Source organism: Bradyrhizobium cytisi, assembly GCF_008123515.1.
In the GTDB taxonomy this organism is placed as follows: Bacteria; Pseudomonadota; Alphaproteobacteria; order Rhizobiales; family Xanthobacteraceae; genus Bradyrhizobium; species Bradyrhizobium cytisi.
In genome coordinates, this window is the sequence record NZ_VSSR01000020.1 from 1 (window position 1) to 18,267 (window position 18,267).

Consider the following 18,267-nt stretch of genomic DNA (forward strand, 5'->3'; position numbering starts at 1 on the left):
GAATCTTTCCACGGAGGGACTCTGGATTGCTTCGCTGCGCTCGCAATGACGAGGTTGGGGCTGCGCGCGCGCCACATCCTCGCTGTCATCGTCCGGCTTGACCGGGCGATCCAGTACTCCGAGACGTCCGTGATTCACCGAGAAGCCGCGGCGTACTGGATTCCCCGCCTTCGCGGGGAATGACGGCGGGGGCGAAGCGCCGGCATCGCACTTCTAAAACAAACTGCCCTGATCCACCGGCTTGCCCACGCGCTTCGGCGCGGGCTTTGTCTCCTGCGCCGCGGGCTTCGGCTGCGCTGGCGCGCGCTTGACCGCAGGCGCCGGGACATCGGCATCCGCCGTCGCGTTCACGCGTCCATCCGCAAACTCGATCTCGACGCGTGCGCCGGGTCCGACGCTATCCGCCGAGTGCAGCGGATGCCCTGCGTCATCCCGCACCAGCGCAAAGCCGCGGGCGAGCACGCCGCGATAGGACAGCGCGGAGAGCAGCTTGCCGCTGTTCTCGACGCGGGCATCTAGCCGCTGCAGCAAGGTGACAAGCGCGCGGTTGGCGCGCTCAGCGAGGCGATGCGTGCGCTCGCGCTGGCGGACAATCGCGTTGCGCTGGGCCTGCGCGTTGGAGAGCTTTGAGGCGCGCAGGCGTACCTCAAGCCCGGCGAAGCGGTCGCGCCGTTGCCGCAGCAGCGAGCGCGCGGACAGGCCGAGCCGTTCGCCGCACACGGTGAGGCGGTGGCTGGCTTGCGCGATCTGGCCGTGCAGCACCCGCAGCGTCAGTTTTGAGCTTGCCGCGGTAAACCTGCGGAAATGCGCATGCGTGTTGGCCTTGAGCCCGCGGGGCAGGGAGGCACCCGCTGAATCCAGCCGCTGCCGCGGGATCGCGAGCAGATCGGACGCCGCGGGAAGCGCGCGTGCGGCGGCGCGCAATTCGCTGCGGCGGCTCTCATGGGCACGCTGCCAATAGGCGCGGGTGCGCCGCGCGAGATCGGCGACCTCGACGAACAATTCGCTGCGCACCGGCACCGCCATTTCGGCCGCCGCCGTCGGCGTCGGCGCACGCTTGTCGGCGACGAAATCGATCAGCGTGATGTCGGTCTCGTGGCCGACCGCCGAGATCAGCGGGATCATGCTTTCGGCGGCGGCGCGGACCACGATCTCCTCGTTGAACGACCAGAGATCCTCCAGCGAGCCGCCGCCGCGCGCGACGATGAGAACGTCGGGCCGCGGAATCTTGCCGCCCTCCGGCAGCGCATTGAAGCCGCGGATCGCGGCTGCGACCTGCTCGGCCGAACCGTCGCCCTGAACTTTCACCGGCCACACCAGCACGTGACGCGGGAAGCGGTCCTCGAGCCGGTGCAGGATGTCGCGGATCACGGCGCCGGTCGGCGAGGTCACGACGCCGATCACCTCCGGCAGCCACGGCAGCAACTGCTTGCGCGCCTCGTCGAACAGGCCCTCGGCGGCGAGCTTCTTCTTGCGCTCCTCCATCAGCGCCATCAGCGCGCCGATGCCGGCCGGCTCCAGCGCCTCGATCACGATCTGGTATTTCGAGGAGCCCGGATAGGTCGTGAGCTTGCCGGTGGCGATGACCTCGAGCCCCTCCTGGGGCTTGAAGCGCATCCGGCCGTGCACGCCCTTCCAGATCACCGCCTCGATCTTGGCGCTCTCGTCCTTGAGCGCGAAATAGCAATGGCCGGAGGAATGGGCGCCCCGGAACCCGGAGATCTCGCCGCGGACCCGGACATGGCCATAGGTGTCCTCCACCGTCCGCTTCAGGGACTGCGAGAGCTCGGAGACGGTGAATTCGGGCGTATTGGGCAGAGGTTCCGCAGGCATCGGCAAACGATTCGGCATGTTGGGATCTAGCCCGACGTTAAGGATTTTCGCTGCGCGGCGCCAATCCGGCTGTTGATGTGGAGAGTACTCTGTAATACAGAGTTCTCTATTTTTGGTCTGGTGAGGGAGTTTGGTTCATGGCGATGCGGTTGCTGCGAGGTGCTCTGGGCTTGCTGAAATGGGGTCTGTGGGCGGTCGGCGCAGTGGCGCTGATCTTCATCGCCTTGATCGCCACTCCGTTGCAGCGGCCCGCCGAGATGCGCTCCGTCTCGGATTCCGCCAAGGGCATCGACTGGTCCACTCTCCCGCCGCTCGAACGCTTCCAGGCCCGCGACGGCAGCTGGCTCGGCTTCCGGCACTACGCGCCGAAGGGGGTGGACACCGGCCGCGGTGCGATCTTCATCCATGGCTCGTCCGGCTCCTCCGGCACGGTCAATCACGCGCTGACCGCGGCATTCGCCGCGCACGGCGTCGAGACCTGGGCGCTCGACACGCGTGGCCACGGTGCCTCAGGCACGCGCGGCGACATCGGCTATGTCGGCCAGCTCGAGGACGACCTCGTCGACTTCGTCGCCCATGTCCGCAAGAGCGCGCCGGACCTGCCGCTCACTTTGGTCGGCCATTCCGCCGGAGGCGGCTTCTCGCTGCGCGTCGCCGCAACGCCGATCGTGCAGGACCTGTTCGTGCGCACCGTGCTGGTCGCGCCCTATCTCGGCTATGACGCGCCGACCAACAAGCCGCACTCCGGCGGCTGGGCCAATGCCGACATTCCGCGCTTCCTCGGCCTCGCCGCGCTCCGCAAGCTCGGCATCGACTGCTGCGCGCAGCTTCCGGTGCTGGCCTTCGCCGTGCCGCCGAATTCGGAACGGATTCTGACGGCGACCTATTCCGACCGCCTGATGCGCAACTTCGCCACGCATGGCTATCGTCTCGATCTGCCGGCGGTGACGCATCCGATGACGATCTTCGGCGGCGCCGAAGACGAGATGATGATCTCCGACAAATATGCCGAGACCGTGCAGGCGATTAAGCCGTCCGTCGACGTCAAGCTGATCGAGGGCGTCAACCACATGGGCATGGTCACCAACCCGAAGGCGGTCAATGTGATCGCCGAGGACGTGGCAACGCGCGGGAGCGGGCAGTCATGATGCGACCCGCTGGTGGCAGGGCAATCGCATATGGGTTTCACGAGGATGGTCCGTGGGCTTGCTCCGCCTCTCCCGCTTGCGGGAGAGGCCGACGCGCTCGCAGAGCGCGGCGGGTGAGGGCTCTCGCCACGCAGGGACGTCCTCCACAATCCCTGGCAATCCCGACGCGGAGACACCCCCACCCCAGCCCTCCCCCGCAAGCGGGAGAGGGAGCCCAGGGCCGATGCCGCTGCGTTGTGCACATCATATGCGATTGCCCTGCCGTTGCCGGCAAGCCGACGAGGACCCGATGAAAAACCTGTTTGAAGCCGGAAAACTGCTGTTGCTCGACATGGCGGCGACGCTGTTTTTTCTCGCGCTTTATCTGCTGACCCACAACGTGCCCCTGTCGGTCGTGCTCGGCATGGTGCTGGGCACGGCCCAGATCGGCTGGCAAGTCGCGCGCCGCAAGCCGATCGACACCATGCAATGGATGAGCCTGTTTCTGGTGCTCGGCGCCGGCACCGTCACGCTGATCACCAACGATCCGCGCTTCATGATGATCAAGCCGAGCGTGATTTACATCATCGTCGGCGTTGTAATGCTGAAGCGCGGGTGGATGAATCGCTATCTGCCGCCGATTGCGATCGAGCTGGTGCCGGATATCGCCGTCATGGTCGGCTACGCCTGGTCGGGCCTGATGTTCTTCTCCGCCGCGCTGAACGTGATCATGGCCCTCAACTTCGACGTCGGGACCTGGTCGGCGACCATGTCTATCTATGGCATCGTCAGCAAGGCCTTGATGTTCGTGATCGGCTACACGCTGATGCGTACCATTGGCGTTGCGCGCAAACGACGTCTTGCCGGTGACAGCCCGCGCGATGCTGCGCCGATGCCAAGTTGATGGTGGCGACATGATCGACAGCAAGCAAGCCACGGAAGCGCTGGCTGACATCGACGATACCGTTCGCCGTCTGCGGCAGTCGCTAATCTACCGGTTCACTAGCACCATCATGTTGATGTGGGGTGTTCTCGTCCTTGCAGGCAACATCGCGGGCTGGCTCTGGCCCCGCTATGGGCTTTATTTCTGGATCGCAGTCTACGTCCTTGCCACTGCGGGCCTCTTCGCCATCAGTGCCCGCAATTATGCGCAATCCCGCATTCGCACCTTCGACCGCCGCTACATGCTGACGTTCCTGTTCATTATCAGCTTTGGCATTTTTTGCTGCGTCTTCGGCCAATTCTCACCGCGCCAGCAGAGCACGTTCTGGCCGGTCTACATCATGCTGTTCTACATGATCGCCGGCGCGTGGTTCGGTTACGCCTTCATTGTGATAGGTGCCTCGATCATCGCGCTGACGCTGTTCGGCTATGTCTACATTCCGGGGCCTACTTTCCTGCTGTGGATGGCGGTGGTGAACGGCGGCGGGTTGTTTGTCGGCGGTCTGTGGATGCGGCGGGTTTAGCGATGGCCGAGCTCGACGACATCATCCACCAGCCGTTGCGCCTCAAGATCATGGCGGCCCTGAACGCGCTGCCGCAGTCGGCTGGCTTGGAGTTTTCGCGGCTGAAAAAGCTCACCGGCGCCACCGACGGCAATCTCGGCGCGCATATCGAGACCTTGGCCAAGGCCGGCTACGTCTCGGTCGACAAGGCCTTCGTCGGCAAGAAGCCGCAGACTACGGTGACCGCCACTGCGGCGGGCCGCGGCGCGTTTGCGCGGCATGTGGCGACGTTGCAGGAGATCATTGCGGGGAAGCAGGGCTGATCCTCTGCAGTGCCGATGACTGTGCCCTCGCCCCTTGTGGGAGAGGGCATGATCGCTGAGCCATGCAAAACGCAGGACGGAAGAGATCAGGCCGATGCTGTCGCCACGACATGAAGACGGCGTCAGCGCCGTAGCGAACCGGCGTGCAAGGTTGATCTTGCGCGCGTGTCCGGCAGTTCGCGGGAAGCGCGTTGGGTCCTCTCACGCGGATCCAAGGCCCGCTGTGCCGGAGGTCCATTCGCCGCGACATCGTCAGGGCAGAAGCAGGTCCGCTGCTGGGTCTAGATCGGACTGGGATCGTGAGGGTTTGGACTAGCGCTTTTGACCCAGAGCGGCCCTCACGGTTGACCACCTCTCTCGCTGCGACCTTGTTTCGCGGGTCACGGACGGGGACAAGTGTGTATAGTGCCTTTGCACAGGCGCAACGCACCTTCAGGAGGAGCGTCGCATGATCGATAGACGAGGCCTCGTTGCAAGCGGGATTATTATCACTGTGCTTGCGCCGCGATCGGTTAAGGCGCAGAGACCAGGAAAAGTATGGCGAGTGGTTTTCTTTTCGGTTGCGGCTGGTCCGAACCATCTTGCTGATTCCTTCAGGCGAGAATTGAAGGAGTTAGGTTTTAGTGAGGGGCGCGACATCTCGATCCAGTACCGTTGGATGGCTGGTCATGAGAACCAGTATGACGATGTAGCGCGGGAGTTGGTCCAGAGTGAGCCGGACGTGATTGTCACGGCCGGCCATCCGCCAGCTGTTGCTATCAAGAAGGCTACAGCACAGATACCAATCGTCGCGCTTGCCGTCGTTAATCCCGTAGGAGGTGGCCTAGCTGCCAGCATCTCCCATCCCGGTGGCAACTTGACTGGATTTTCTTTGGAGGTCACGCCGGAAACAAACGCCAAAATGCTCGAGTTTCTGCACGAAGCAGCCCCTAAACTCACTCGAATTGGCGCACTTTGGAATTCTGCGAATCCTGGCAGCCGTTTCTACCTTGATGCGGTGAAGCAGGCAGCACAATCACAAAAGCTTACTCTCAACGCGTACGATGTGCGCCGAGCCGAGGACATCGACACTGTTTTCCGTTCACTTCGCGGAAACGTCGAGGGGCTCGTTGTTTTTCCAGAGGGGCTCCTATGGACGTATAGGCGTAATATCGTTGATGCCGCGCGGGAGGCGCAACTAGCGACGATTTTTGGTTATCGCGATGCGACCGAAATGGGAGCACTGATGAGCTACGGTCCCGATCTCGTCGATCTCTTCAGGAGAGGCGCAGCATACGTCGACAAGATCATCAAAGGCGTCAAACCTGCCGAGCTTCCTATTCAACAGCCGGCAAAGTTCGAGTTGGTGATTAATGTCAAGACGGCCACTGCCTTGAACATCGCTATACCGCCAACGTTGCTTGCCCGTGCGGATCAGGTGATTGAATAAACGGAATTACGGTGCTGGACTGCACCCCTCAAGTGAGACACGATAATCTCGGTGACAGGGTCGGTCTAGGCGGTCTAGATCAGCGCGAACAGATCGCGCAGGCACTGCTTGTATGTTGTTCTTCCACGCCAACGCAGCCGGCCGCGGCGCCTTCGCGCGGCATGTCGCGACCTTGCAGGAGATCATTGCGGGGAAGCAGGTTTAGCTCGTGGTCATTCCGGGGCGTCGCGACAGCGACGAGCCCGGAATCCATGCCACCACCATCGCTGCGGCCCGATGGATTCCGGGCTCGCGCTACGCGCGCCCCGGAATGACGGGGAGTTTGGGGCAACACCCCTTGAGACCCGCCCCGATTCGTGCGACCCCCGCGTCCAGCAAACCCCTCATTTCGAGCCTTCGATGCACATTCTCCTGCTTGGTTCCGGCGGCCGCGAACATGCCCTGGCGTGGAAAATCGCAGCCTCTCCCCTGGTGACCAAATTCTGGTGCGCGCCCGGCAATGCCGGCATCGCGCGGGAGGCGGAATGCGTGGCGCTCGATGTTGCCGACCATGCCGCCGTGATCGAGTTCTGCAAGACGAATGCGGTCGAGCTCGTGGTGGTCGGCCCGGAGACGCCGCTGGCGGCCGGCATCGTCGATGATCTCACCGCCGCCGGCATCAAGGCGTTCGGGCCGAACAAGATCCCGGCCCAGCTCGAAAGCTCCAAGGGCTTTACCAAGGCGCTCTGCACCGAATTCGGCATTCCGACCGGCGCCTACAAGCGTTTCACCAACGCCAACGATGCGCGGGCCTATGTCCAGAGCCAGGGCGCGCCGATTGTCGTCAAGGCCGACGGGCTTGCCGCCGGCAAGGGCGTCGTCGTCGCCAAGACCGTGCGCGAGGCCGAGGACGCCATCGCCATGATGTTCGAGGGTGCGTTTGGCGAGGCCGGCACTGAAGTCGTGATCGAGGAGTTTCTGCCGGGCCGCGAGATCAGCTTCTTCGCGCTGTGCGACGGCGAGACCGCCATTCCGCTGGCCTCCGCCCAGGACCACAAGCGCGTGTTCGACCACGACGTCGGCCCGAACACCGGCGGCATGGGCGCCTATTCGCCGACGCCGCTGGTGACGCCGGCGATCCACGATGCGATCATGGCCAAGATCATCCTGCCGACGGTTGCCGGCATGAAGCAGCGCGGCACGCCGTTCCGCGGCATTCTCTACGCGGGCATCATGCTGACGACGCAGGGCCCGAAGCTGTTCGAGTTCAATGTCCGCTTCGGCGACCCCGAGTGCCAGGTGCTGATGCTGCGCATGATGTCGGACATCGTGCCGGCGTTCCTCGCTGCCTGCGACGGGCAGCTGAAGAATTTCGATCTGCGCTGGTATCCGGAATCCGCGCTGACCGTGGTGATGGCCGCGAAGGGCTATCCCGGCGACTATCAGAAGGGCACGCGGATCGAGGGGCTCGATGACGCCGCCAACGTCGAGACCGTCGAGATCTTCCACGCCGGCACGGTCGAGAAGGACCGCGCCATCTTCGCCAATGGCGGCCGCGTGCTCAATGTCTGCGCGCTGGGGGCGACCGTGACGCAAGCGCAGGCGCGCGCCTATCAGGCCGTCGACCGCATCAACTGGCCCGAAGGTTTCTGTCGCCGCGATATCGGCTGGCAGGCGGTGGAAGCCGAGAAGGCCAAAGGCTGACAGCTTTTTTTCGGCTCGGCGCGCAAGGACTGGCCGCGCTCGTCGGCGCTCCGAAAATGTGCAGGCAGGTCTTGAACTTAGCTACTGTGCATGGGGTTGTTTTCGACGTTTTTGTTCTGAGGTGATGGAACCGATGTCCGATCTCGCCGACCTCTATCCCGGCTTCGCCTCCGAATGGATCAACACCTCGTTCGGCCGCATCTTCGCCCGCGTCGGCGGCAAGGGGCCGCCGCTGCTGCTGCTGCACGGCTTCTCCGAGACGCATGTGATGTGGCACCGCGTGGCGCCGCAGCTGGCTGACCGGTTCACGCTGATCATCGCCGACCTGCCGGGCTATGGCTGGTCCGACATGCCCGAGAGCGACGCGCTGCACATGCCCTACAGCAAGCGCGCGATGGCCAAGGCCATGGTCGAGGCGATGGAGCAGCTCGGTCACGTGCACTTCGCGCTCGCCGGCCACGATCGCGGCGGCCGGGTGTCGTATCGGCTGGCGCTCGATCATCCCGGCCGGCTGTCGAAGCTCGCCGTGCTCGATATCCTGCCGACCTATAATTACTGGGAGCGGATCAACCGCGCCTATGCGCTGAAGATCTATCACTGGACCTTTCTCGCCCAGCCCGCGCCGCTGCCGGAGACGCTGATCGCGGGCCAGGGCGAATTCTTCCTCCGCTTCAAGATGGCGAGCCAGACCAAGTCGAAGACGCTGGACGCGATCGACACGCGCGCGCTCGCGCACTACATCGCCCCGTTCCGCGATCCCGCCCGCGTGCATGCGATGTGCGAGGATTATCGCGCCGGCGCCTATATCGACTACGACCTCGACAAGGCCGATTTCGAGGCCGGCAAGAAGATCACCGTTCCCATGCTGGCGCTGTGGGGCGGCGTCGGCATCGCTCAGGCCGCCGCGACCCCGCTCGACATCTGGAAGCAATGGGCGACCAACGTCGAAGGCCAGCCGGTGGACTCCGGCCACTTCCTCACCGAGGAGAACCCCGACGTCACCGCGAAGGCGCTGCGGGAGTTTTTCACGGGCGGTTAACGCCGCTCGCGAAAGAACTCCTTGAGCAGCCGCGCCGCCTCGCTCTCGCCGACCCCGGAATAGACGTCCGGGGCGTGGTGGCAGGTCGGCGACGCGAAGAACCGCACGCCGGACTCGACCGCGCCGCCCTTGCGGTCGGCCGCCCCGTAATAGAGCCGGCGGACCCTTGCAAAGGAGATTGCGCCCGCACACATGGTGCAGGGCTCCAGCGTCACGTAGAGGTCGCAGTCGACCAGGCGCTCGCTGCCGATTTTGCTGGCTGCCTCGCGCAGCGCAATGATCTCGGCATGGCCGGTGGGGTCGTAATCGGTCAGCGTCCGGTTTGCGGCGGTGGCGATCACCTCGTAATTGCGGACCACCACGCACCCGATCGGAACTTCGCCCGCCTTTCCGGCATTTTCGGCCGTTTTGAGCGCCAAATCCATGAAGGAGGGGGCTTTCAAGCCTCGTATCATCCGAAGAAACCTGCTAGTAGCTGCGCCTTCAGCAGAAGTGCTTACCGAATTTGCCTGAGCATGCGGCTCGAAGCGAGCGCGCACAATGCTTTTTGGCCACCCCCTGAGTGAGATTATTCATGCCTCGCGACAGCGACAAAGACAACGATTCCCGCGGCCGGCGAGGCCCGGCCAAAGGCGGCCGCAGCGGCAAGCCGCGCGGTCCCGACAAGAAATTCGCCAAGCGCGGCTTTGAGGCCAAGGGCGACGGCGACAAGCGTCCACCCCGTGGCGACCGCGAGGGTCGTCCGCCTCGTGGCGACCGCGAGGCCCGTCCGTTCCGCCGCCGTGAGGAGGGCGACGCCCCGCGCCGCGACTTCAGCGACCGGCCGAAATTCAAGCGCGACGACCGCGGCGGTGAGGGCCGCGGCGAGCGCAGCTTCAAGCCGCGCGGCGACCGCCCGTTTTCCGATCGCCCCTCGCGTGATGGCGAGAAGCGCTCGTTCAAGCCGCGCGGTGACCGTCCGTCCCACGGCCGCGACGACCGTCCGCCGCGCAGCCGCGATCGCGACGACGCGCGTCCCGCCGGTCGCTTCGGTGACAAGAAGTTCGGCGACAAGCGGCCGTATGCGCCGCGTGGCGATCGTCCGGAGCGCAAGTTCGACGGCGAACGGAAGTTTTCTCGGGGGGCCCCGGATCGCAGCGACCGCCCACGTGATCGCGGCGAGCGCAGCGATTCAAAGCCTTGGCAGAAACGCGATGCAGGCCCGCGCGGCGACCGGCCGGCGCGCAAGGACTTCAGCAAGGGTCCGCGCAAGGATTTCGGCGGACGTGACCGCAGCGCGGACAAGCCCTGGCAGAAGCGCGAAGGCGGAGGTGAGGACCGTCCGCGCTTCTCGCGCTCACGCGACGATCGCGCATCAGGTGATCGTCCGTTCCGGGAGCGACCCAAGTTCGATCGACCCAAGTTCGATCGACCAAAGTTCGATCGCCCGCGTGAGGACCGTCCGAAATTCGATCGGCCCCGCCGCGATGGCGATGGCGATGGCGACCGCGGTGCGCGCGGCGGCGACCGCCCGAAATTCGATCGCCCGCGCGAGCGTTCCGAAGGCCGTTCCGACTGGCACGAGCATTCCCGCAACGAAGGCCGCTTCGGCGACCGTCCGCGTCGTGAAAACGAGGACGAGAGCAGGATCTTCGAGAAGCGTCCGGCCTTCGGTGGCCGCGGTGCCTATCGCCAGCGCGATCGCGATTTCGAGGGCCGGCCGCGCCGGGAAGAAGCGCCGAAGCCGAAGAAGGCCGGCGAACGCATCGCCAAGGCGCTGGCGCGCGCGGGGCTCGCTTCGCGCCGCGATGCCGAGGAGATGGTCACGCAGGGCCGCGTCACCGTCAACGGCCGCGTGATCAACTCGCCGGCGCTCGACATCACGAAGAACGACGTCGTTTTGGTCGATGGCAAGCCGTTGCCGGAGCGCGAGCGCACGCGGCTGTTCCTCTATCACAAGCCGCGCGGGCTGATGACGACGCATGACGACCCCGAGGGCCGTCCGACCGTGTTCGACAATCTGCCGGAAGGGCTGCCGCGGCTGATCTCGATCGGCCGGCTCGACTTCAATACCGAAGGCCTCTTGCTGCTCACCAATGACGGCGGCCTCGCACGCACGCTTGAGCTGCCGGACACCGGCTGGCTGCGGCGTTACCGCGTTCGCGCCCATGGCGACGTCACGCAGGCCCAGCTCGATCAGTTGAAGGAAGGCATCGAGGTCGAGGGCGTCAAATACGGTCCGATCGAGGCGACGCTGGAGCGCGACCAGGGCGCCAATGTCTGGCTGGTGTTTGCGATCCGCGAAGGCAAGAACCGCGAGGTGCGCAACGTCTGCGCTCATCTCGGCCTCGAGGTGAACCGGCTGATCCGCGTCTCCTACGGTCCGTTCCAGCTCGGCGAGGTGCCCGAGGGCCAGGTCGAGGAAATCCGCGCGCGCGTGCTGCGCGATCAGCTCGGCGAAAAGATCATCGAGAAGTCGGGCGCGCAGTTCGACGTGCCGCAGAAGTCATCGTCGAGCGACGACGCCGAAGCGCCGCGCGAGAAGAAGCCTGCCGCCAAGCGCGATGTGATCGCTGACCGCAAGGGCCGCCGGGTGCTGGTGCAGCGCACCGGCAGCGACGAAGCGCGCGAGCGCAACGAGGCCGAGGCGAGCGGCTACGGCCCGCCGCGTCGTCCCAAGCGCGGCTATCACGGCAAGCGCGATCTGACGCCGCGGGAGGACTAGCTTGCGCGTCGTCGGCGGTCGTTTGAAGGGGCGCAATCTCGCCTCACCGTCTTCGCGTGACATCCGTCCCACGGCGGATCGCCTGCGTGAGTCGGTGTTCAACATTCTTGTGCACGCCTATGACGATCCGATCGAGGACGCACGCGTGCTCGACCTCTTTGCCGGCACCGGCGCGCTCGGCATTGAGGCGTCCTCGCGCGGCGCGAAGTTCACGCTGTTCGTCGACAACGGCGCGGAGGCGCGCGCGCTTCTCCGCAACAATGTCGAGTCACTCGGCCTCGGCGGCGTCACAAAAGTCTATCGCCGCGACGCGACCGATCTCGGTCCCGCACATCCCGTCGAGCCGTTCTCGCTGGTGTTTCTCGATCCGCCCTACGGCAAGGGCTTTGCGGAGAAGGCCCTCGCGTCCTTGCGCGATGGTGGCTGGCTGACGCCAGGGGCACTGCTGGTGGTCGAAGAGGCGAAAGCCGCGCAATTCGTGACGCCGGAGGGGTACGAGGAATTGGAGCGGCGGGCTTACGATGACACGGAGTTCGTGTTTTTGAAGCGCAACCCGTAACTCACCTTCGCCCGAACAGCTTCTCCACATCTGCGAGCTTTAGCTCGACATAGGTCGGCCGGCCGTGATTGCACTGGCCCGAGTTCGGCGTCTCCTCCATCTCGCGGAGCAGCGCATTCATCTCCTCCGGCCGCAGCCTTCGGCCGGCGCGCACCGAGCCGTGGCAGGCCATGGTGGCGGCGACGTGCATCAGGCGGCGCTCCAGCGGCAGCGCCTCGTCCCATTCGGCCATGTGCTCGGAGAGATCGCGCAAGAGCGCGCCCGCATTGGTCTTGCCGAGCAGCGATGGCGTCTCCCGCACCGCCACCGCGCCGGGACCGAAGGATTCGATCGCAAGACCAAATGATCCGAGCTCTTCGCTGCGTTCAAGCAGCCGCTCCACCGTGGCCTCGTCCATCTCGACGATCTCGGGGATCAGCAGGATCTGCCGCTGCACTCCGTTCTCGGCAAGCGATGCCTTCAGCCGTTCATAGACGATGCGTTCATGCGCGGCGTGCTGGTCGACGATGATGAGACCGTCGCGGGTCTGCGACACGATATAGGTCTCGTGGAGCTGCGTACGTGCAGCGCCGAGCGGACGGTCGACGAGATCGGCCACGGGCTGCGCCTCGAACCGAACGTCGGCGCTGGGCGCGCCAACGTCGAACGCGGCCTGCGTGCGCTCGGCGAAGGCGGGCGCGGCGGAGCGTTCGAACGACGGCATTGATGCGACCGGTGCGGATGGCGAAGCTCGCCAGTCCCAGCTTGCGGGTCGTGGCGGCGTGAAGGCCGGGCGGAACGACGACAGCGCGCTCTCGCCGCTGTTGGCGGCGGTGCGGCGGCCCTCGCGTGCGAGACCTTCCTTCAGCCCGTGCACGATCAGCGCACGCACGAGGCCGGCGTTGCGGAAGCGCACCTCGGTCTTGGCCGGATGCACGTTGGCGTCGACTTCGCGTGGATCCAGCGTGACGAACAGCGCCAGCACCGGATGCCGGTCGCGCGGAAGGTAATCGGCATAGGCCCCGCGCACGGCGCCCAAGATCAGCTTGTCACGCACCGGACGGCCGTTGACAAAGAGATATTGTCCGAGTGCGTTGGCCTTCGTCAGCGCAGGTGCTGCAGCATAGCCGGCGACGACGACGCCCTCGCGCTCGGCATGGACCTCGAAGGCATGGCTGCGGAACTCCGTGCCGAGGATATCGCCGAGCCGCGTCAGCCGCCCGGCGGCACCGGGCAGCGCGGCGGCCCAGGTCACCGGTGCACGCTCTTCACCCGCAAGTGTGAAGGCGACATCGGGCCGTGCCATGGCGAGCCGCCGCACCACCTCGCGGATCGCTTCCGCCTCGGTGCGGTCGGTTTTCAAGAATTTCAGCCGGGCCGGGGTCGCATAGAAGAGATCGTTGACCTCGACGCGGGTGCCGTGCGCGAGCGCGGCCGGCATGATCTCGGATTTCTCGCCGCCCTCGACAGTGAGCGCCCAGGCATGCGGCTCGCTGGCATGCCGCGTCGTGATCGACAGCCGTGCGACCGAGCCGATCGAGGGCAGCGCCTCGCCGCGGAACCCGAGCGTGCGGATCTGGAGCAAGTCCTCATCGTCGAGCTTGGACGTGGCATGGCGCTCGACCGCGAGCGCGATATCCTTCGCCGTCATCCCGCTGCCATCGTCGGTGATGCCGATCCGCCGCCGCCCGCCGCCATCGGTGAAGACGTCGATCCGGCTCGCGCCGGCATCGATCGCGTTCTCGACCAGTTCCTTGACCACGCTCGCCGGACGCTCGACCACCTCGCCAGCGGCGATGCGGTTGACGACCTGCTCTGGCAATTGGCGGACGGGCATGGGGCTCGGTCTGGGGATTCGCTGGACGCGCTATTCTATGCCGTGTTGCGTCAAAAGCATGTGCCAAGCAACAGGATCGTGATCCAGTGGGGAAGGTTGTGGACCATTGTGTTGAAGCCATTGGACATTCGAGCAAATCGCGCGCCGGCCGTCCTCCTCCCTCAGTCCTGATTGTGAGACCCGGAGAGCAGGTGCTGCGGCGTGCGCAGATTCTAGGCGGCGTCAAAGATGCGGCGGTAGTAGCGGGCTGTTTTGCAGGAAGAGAAGGTGCTCGGTCTACGGACTGTTCCGCGTTGCCTTATATGCGGAGCACAATTCCGCGAAACCGCCGCCAAATCCCTAAACGATGACCACATGATCCGGATTGCATGACGATCGCGTCGCTTGATTTCTTTGCGAGATGCAATGGCCCGGTGCAGACGAGCGGCGCAGGGAACGGCCGTGCCATTCATCGCGAAAGAATCCAGGAGAGATGGATGAAGTTGGTGAAGACCTCGATGATCGCATGCGCTCTATCGGCTCTTGTTGCCGCGCCCGTACTCGCGCAAGGCGCACCACCCGCCAAGACAGGCGGCGCCGTGCAAAGCAAGCCCATGCAAGGCAGCACGATGGGCAGCGGCGACGAGGAGATGAGTGGTCAGCCTGGCGCAGCGGGTGAGAAGACCGGAATGAAGTCGACCAAGAGCACCAAAGGTACGGGCGGCACGACGGGCAACGCTGTGCACAAGGGGACCGCCGACGATGCCGCGACGGGCGGCGCAGCCACGGGCAAGCGTTACTAGACTAGGACGGTAGAACTCCGGTCGCGCCCCTGCGACCGGAGTTTCTTCAGGCTGCGTCCGTCTTGCTAATCGTCGAAACCGCGGCCGCCTCCGCGTCCGGCCTTGATGTCGCTGCGGCGCTTCTTGCCCTCGAGGCGGCGCTGCTTGGAGCCAAACGTCGGCTTTGTCGCACGCCGCGGCGTCGGCCGTATCATCGCCTCACTCAGGATATCGACAAGCCGGTCAATGGCGTCCTGGCGATTGCGCTCCTGGGTGCGGAAGCGCTGGGCGTGGATCACGATCACGCCGTCCTTGGTCATGCGCTGGCCGGCGATGCGGGCGAGCCGGATCGTCGCATCCTCCGGGATGGTCAGCTTGCGCGTGTCGAAGCGCAGCTGGGCCGAGGTCGCGACCTTGTTGACGTTCTGCCCGCCCGGGCCGGAGGCGCGGACAAAGCCGATCTCGATGTCGTCCTCGTCGATGACGAGATCGCGGGATATCCGCAGCATGATGGCACCATTCGTGATGCCCGGACATATCTCGGACGTCCATTTTCGGCAATGGTGCAGCTGGAAATGCAAATGGCCGGGCGAGCCCGGCCATTTCAGGAGACGTCAGTCCGACTTGTCAGTCCGACTTAGTCGCCGGTGCTGCAGCCGGCTGTGCGGCAGCCTGCGGGGCGCGGCCGACGATGACGGTCAAAAGCCCCTGGCCCCACAGCCGCTTGGCGGCGGCCTTGGCGTCGTCCAGCGTCACCGCGTCGACGATACCGTTGCGCTTCTCGATATAGTCGATCGGCAGCTTGTCCTGCTGATACTGCAGCAACGCCTGCGCGAGCTTGGAGGAGGTGTCGAGCGCCAGCATCTGCGAGCCCTTGAGATAGGACTTGGCCTCGTCGAGCTCCTTCTGCGTCGGGCCCTCGTCGGCGATGCGGCGCACCTCCTTCTCGATCGCATCCATGGTGTCGCCGGCACGGTCGGCGCGGGTGCCGGTGTTACCGATGAAGATCGCCGAATGTTCCATCCAGAGCAGGGATTCGAATACCGAATAAGCCAGACCGCGTTTCTCGCGGACCTCACGATAGAGCCGCGAGGACAGGCCGCCGCCGCCGAGGATATGGTTGACGACATAGGCCGCCATGAAGTTCGGATCGCTGCGCATCACGCCGGGACCGCCGAAGGTGATCACGGTCTGCGGCACGTCCAGCGGCACGAAGGCGCGCTGCGGCGGCTTGGCGGCTTCGACGTCGGGGACCGGCGTCAGGGTGGCCTTGGCAGGCAAGCTCCCAAACGTGTGGTCGAGCAGCTTGCCGAGGGTGGCCGGATCGACATCGCCGACGACGGCGATCTTCAGCGTGTCCTTGGCGAGGATACGGCCGACATAATCCTTCATGTCGGCGACCGTGATGGTCGGCACGCTCTCCAGCGCGCCGGCGGTCTGCTGCCCGTAAGGGTGGTCGCCGAACGCCATCTCCAGGAATTTGCGGCTCGCGAGCGAGCTCGGGTTGGTGGTGTCGCGTCGCAGGCCTGAGATGACCTGCGAGCGGATGCGCTCGACGTCGGCGGTGTCGAAATGCGGCGAGGTCAGGGCCGAGCGCAACAGGTCGAAGGCCTCGTCCTTGTTGTCACGCAGCATGCGCAGGCTGCCGCGGAAGGTATCGCGGGTCGCGCTGAAGGAGAGCTCGATGGCGCGGCGGTCGAGCCGCTCATGGAACGTCTTGGAATCGAGATCGCCGGAGCCTTCGTCGAGGAGGTCGCCGACCAGATTGGCGACGCCGGACTTGTCCTTGGGATCCTGCGCCGAGCCGCCGGCAAAGGAATATTCCATGGCGATCAGCGGCACGGTTGCGTCCTGGACGAACCAGGCCTCGATACCGCCCGGCGAGACCAGGTGCTGGATTTTTGCCGCCGCCTGCGAGGGCGAGACCGAGGCAAGCGCGAGTGCCGCGCCGGTGGCGACGGACAATACGAAGTGACGTCTGCGCAGGAAGTGTCTTGCGCGAAGGAAGGAATGGGTCACGAACGCTTCTCCTCGCGCTTGGCGGTAACGGTATCCTTGATCAGATAGCCGGTCACCGAGCGCTTCTTCTCGAGCCAATTCTGTGCAGCTTGACGGACCTGTTCGGCGGTGACGGCGCGGATGCGGTCGGGCCAGCTTCGGATGTCCTCGATCGACAGGCCCGTGGTCAGCGCGCCGCCATACCAGCGCGCCAGCACCGCCTGATTGTCCTGGGCGTAGATCGCCTCCGCGATGAGCTGGGTCTTGACCCGCTCGAGATCCTCGGCGCGGATCGGGTTGGCAACGATGTCCGCGATGACGCCGTCGATGACCTGCTCGACGTCTGCGAAGGTGACACCGGATTTCGGCGAAGCCGAGATCGTGAACTGGGTCGGGTCGAGCGAGATGCTCGAGTAGCTGGCGCTGGCGGAGACCGCGAGCGGCTTGTCGACGACGAGCGCGCGGTAGAGATAGGAGTTGCTGCCGCTGCCCATCAACTGCGCCAGCACGTCGAGCGCGGCGCTCTCGCCGGCCGCAGCTGTCGTCGCCGAGGGCACCAGGTAAAAGCGGCGAAGGCTTGGCTGTTCGACGCGCGGGTCGGACAGCGTGACGGTGCGCGGTGCCGCCGGCTCCGGCTCCTGCGGGCGGATGCGCCGCGCGGGGATCGCCGGCTGGGCCGGGATCGGGCCGAAATTGCGTTCGACCAGCGGGCGCACATCGGCGGCCTCGACGTCGCCGGCGATCACCAGGATCGCGTTGTTCGGCGCGTAGAAGCGGCGGTAGAAGGCGAGTGCGTCCTCGCGATTGAGCTTCTCGATCTCCTGGTGCCAGCCGATCACCGGCCGGCCATAGGGATGGTTGAGATAGAGCGCGGCCATGACCTGCTCGTTGAGCCGTGCGTCCGGGCTGTTGGCGACGCGCATGTTGTACTCTTCGAGCACGACGTCGCGCTCAGGCAGCACATTCTCGTCCTTGAGGATCAGGCCGGTCATGCGATCGGCCTCGAACTCCATCATGCTCGGCAGTTGCTCCCGCGGCACGCGCTGGTAGTAGTTGGTGTAGTCGACCGAGGTCGAGGCATTCTCGTTGCCGCCGACGCGGAGCACGGTCTGCGAGAATTCACCGACCGGGTGCTTCTCGGTGCCCTTGAACATCAGGTGCTCGAGGAAGTGGGCGAGGCCGGATTTGCCCGGCGTCTCGTCGGCCGAGCCGACCTTGTACCAGATCATCTCCGTGACCACGGGCGTGCGGTGGTCCGGGATCACCACGACCTGGAGGCCGTTGCTGAGCGTGAAGCTGGCGGGCGGCGCCGACGTGACCGTCGTCTGGGCGGTTGCGCTGCCGACGTCGAGGGCAGATGTCGAGAGCAGCGCGGCGAAGAGGCAGGCAACCGATCGGTGTGAGGACATCACGATCCTTGTGAAAGCCCGGACCCTGAGGTCCGGGCGTGAAAGCACGGCATGCTACACCGCGCGGCTTTGAGCTTCGGGTCACGAAGCAGAGAATGCGGTCAAGTTGTACTTAAAAATAGGTCATCTGCCGTGCCGGCC

Annotated in this window: 17 protein-coding genes and 1 pseudogene; 12 read left to right on the top strand and 6 right to left on the bottom strand. The window is 65.2% G+C overall.

Annotation, left to right across the window (positions count from 1 at the left end):
- Positions 1–183 (top strand): hypothetical protein (locus FXB38_RS43460; protein ID WP_210250904.1); only part of this gene is annotated, 183 nt, incomplete at its 5' end.
- Between the two features lie 30 nt (positions 184–213).
- Here FXB38_RS43460 and xseA read toward each other — a convergent pair.
- Entirely contained in the window at positions 214–1,851 is a 1,638-nt protein-coding gene (xseA, locus tag FXB38_RS12050) for an exodeoxyribonuclease VII large subunit (RefSeq protein ID WP_148751081.1), read from the bottom strand.
- A 119-nt stretch (positions 1,852–1,970) separates the two neighbouring features.
- Between xseA and FXB38_RS12055 the strand changes: the two genes are divergently transcribed.
- From FXB38_RS12055 to FXB38_RS12090, 8 genes and pseudogenes are all read left to right on the top strand, one after another.
- Positions 1,971–2,981, top strand: coding sequence for an alpha/beta hydrolase (locus tag FXB38_RS12055; RefSeq protein WP_187434822.1), 1,011 nt, complete (start codon positions 1,971–1,973; stop codon positions 2,979–2,981).
- A gap of 289 nt (positions 2,982–3,270) precedes the next feature.
- Positions 3,271–3,864, top strand: a complete 594-nt coding sequence (locus FXB38_RS12060) for an inner membrane-spanning protein YciB (protein ID WP_148751082.1) — start codon at positions 3,271–3,273, stop codon at positions 3,862–3,864.
- 10 nt (positions 3,865–3,874) lie between these two features.
- On the top strand, positions 3,875–4,426 hold the full coding sequence (locus tag FXB38_RS12065; RefSeq protein ID WP_148751083.1) for a hypothetical protein: 552 nt from the start codon (positions 3,875–3,877) through the stop codon (positions 4,424–4,426).
- Between the two features lie 2 nt (positions 4,427–4,428).
- Positions 4,429–4,728 carry a winged helix-turn-helix domain-containing protein gene (locus tag FXB38_RS12070; RefSeq protein ID WP_007614928.1) on the top strand — a complete coding sequence of 100 codons (300 nt, stop codon included), beginning with the start codon at positions 4,429–4,431 and terminating at the stop codon, positions 4,726–4,728.
- Between the two features lie 448 nt (positions 4,729–5,176).
- Positions 5,177–6,157, top strand: a complete 981-nt coding sequence (locus FXB38_RS12075) for an ABC transporter substrate-binding protein (RefSeq protein ID WP_148751084.1) — start codon at positions 5,177–5,179, stop codon at positions 6,155–6,157.
- 127 nt (positions 6,158–6,284) lie between these two features.
- A pseudogene (locus tag FXB38_RS44830) lies at positions 6,285–6,362 on the top strand (transcriptional regulator); the annotation flags it as partial.
- A 194-nt stretch (positions 6,363–6,556) separates the two neighbouring features.
- Positions 6,557–7,840 carry a phosphoribosylamine--glycine ligase gene (gene purD / locus FXB38_RS12085; RefSeq protein WP_148751085.1) on the top strand — a complete coding sequence of 428 codons (1,284 nt, stop codon included), beginning with the start codon at positions 6,557–6,559 and terminating at the stop codon, positions 7,838–7,840.
- A 133-nt stretch (positions 7,841–7,973) separates the two neighbouring features.
- A complete protein-coding gene (locus tag FXB38_RS12090; RefSeq protein WP_148751086.1) occupies positions 7,974–8,879 on the top strand; it encodes an alpha/beta fold hydrolase in 906 nt (301 codons plus the stop codon).
- Here the strand turns inward: FXB38_RS12090 and FXB38_RS12095 are convergent.
- The gene (locus tag FXB38_RS12095; RefSeq protein ID WP_148751087.1) at positions 8,876–9,334 is read right to left on the bottom strand and encodes a nucleoside deaminase; all 459 of its coding nucleotides are present in this window, start codon (positions 9,332–9,334) and stop codon (positions 8,876–8,878) included. The genes FXB38_RS12090 and FXB38_RS12095 overlap by 4 nt on opposite strands.
- 119 nt (positions 9,335–9,453) lie before the next feature.
- Here FXB38_RS12095 and FXB38_RS12100 point away from each other — a divergent pair, with 119 nt between their 5' ends.
- Positions 9,454–11,583: a pseudouridine synthase gene (locus FXB38_RS12100; protein ID WP_187434823.1), complete on the top strand. Its 2,130-nt coding sequence runs from the start codon at positions 9,454–9,456 to the stop codon at positions 11,581–11,583.
- A gap of 1 nt (position 11,584) precedes the next feature.
- A complete protein-coding gene (gene rsmD / locus FXB38_RS12105) occupies positions 11,585–12,142 on the top strand; it encodes a 16S rRNA (guanine(966)-N(2))-methyltransferase RsmD (RefSeq protein WP_148751089.1) in 558 nt (185 codons plus the stop codon).
- Position 12,143: 1 nt separating this feature from the next.
- On the opposite strand, the gene mutL is transcribed toward rsmD, so the two are convergent.
- The gene (gene mutL / locus FXB38_RS12110) at positions 12,144–13,958 is read right to left on the bottom strand and encodes a DNA mismatch repair endonuclease MutL (RefSeq protein ID WP_148751090.1); all 1,815 of its coding nucleotides are present in this window, start codon (positions 13,956–13,958) and stop codon (positions 12,144–12,146) included.
- 368 nt (positions 13,959–14,326) lie between these two features.
- Between mutL and FXB38_RS12115 the strand changes: the two genes are divergently transcribed.
- Positions 14,327–14,740 (top strand): hypothetical protein, encoded by a 414-nt coding sequence (locus FXB38_RS12115; protein ID WP_246229836.1) that lies wholly within the window; start codon positions 14,327–14,329, stop codon positions 14,738–14,740.
- Positions 14,741–14,805: 65 nt separating this feature from the next.
- Here the strand turns inward: FXB38_RS12115 and arfB are convergent, their stop codons facing one another.
- The 3 genes from arfB to FXB38_RS12130 all read right to left on the bottom strand — a co-directional run bounded on the left by arfB (position 14,806) and on the right by FXB38_RS12130 (position 18,126).
- Positions 14,806–15,228, bottom strand: coding sequence for an alternative ribosome rescue aminoacyl-tRNA hydrolase ArfB (gene arfB / locus FXB38_RS12120; RefSeq protein WP_148751092.1), 423 nt, complete (start codon positions 15,226–15,228; stop codon positions 14,806–14,808).
- Between the two features lie 118 nt (positions 15,229–15,346).
- Positions 15,347–16,738 carry a M16 family metallopeptidase gene (locus tag FXB38_RS12125; protein ID WP_246229838.1) on the bottom strand — a complete coding sequence of 464 codons (1,392 nt, stop codon included), beginning with the start codon at positions 16,736–16,738 and terminating at the stop codon, positions 15,347–15,349.
- Entirely contained in the window at positions 16,735–18,126 is a 1,392-nt protein-coding gene (locus FXB38_RS12130) for a M16 family metallopeptidase (RefSeq protein ID WP_148751094.1), read from the bottom strand. The genes FXB38_RS12125 and FXB38_RS12130 overlap by 4 nt, the downstream gene beginning before the upstream one ends.
- Positions 18,127–18,267 lie beyond the last annotated feature (141 nt).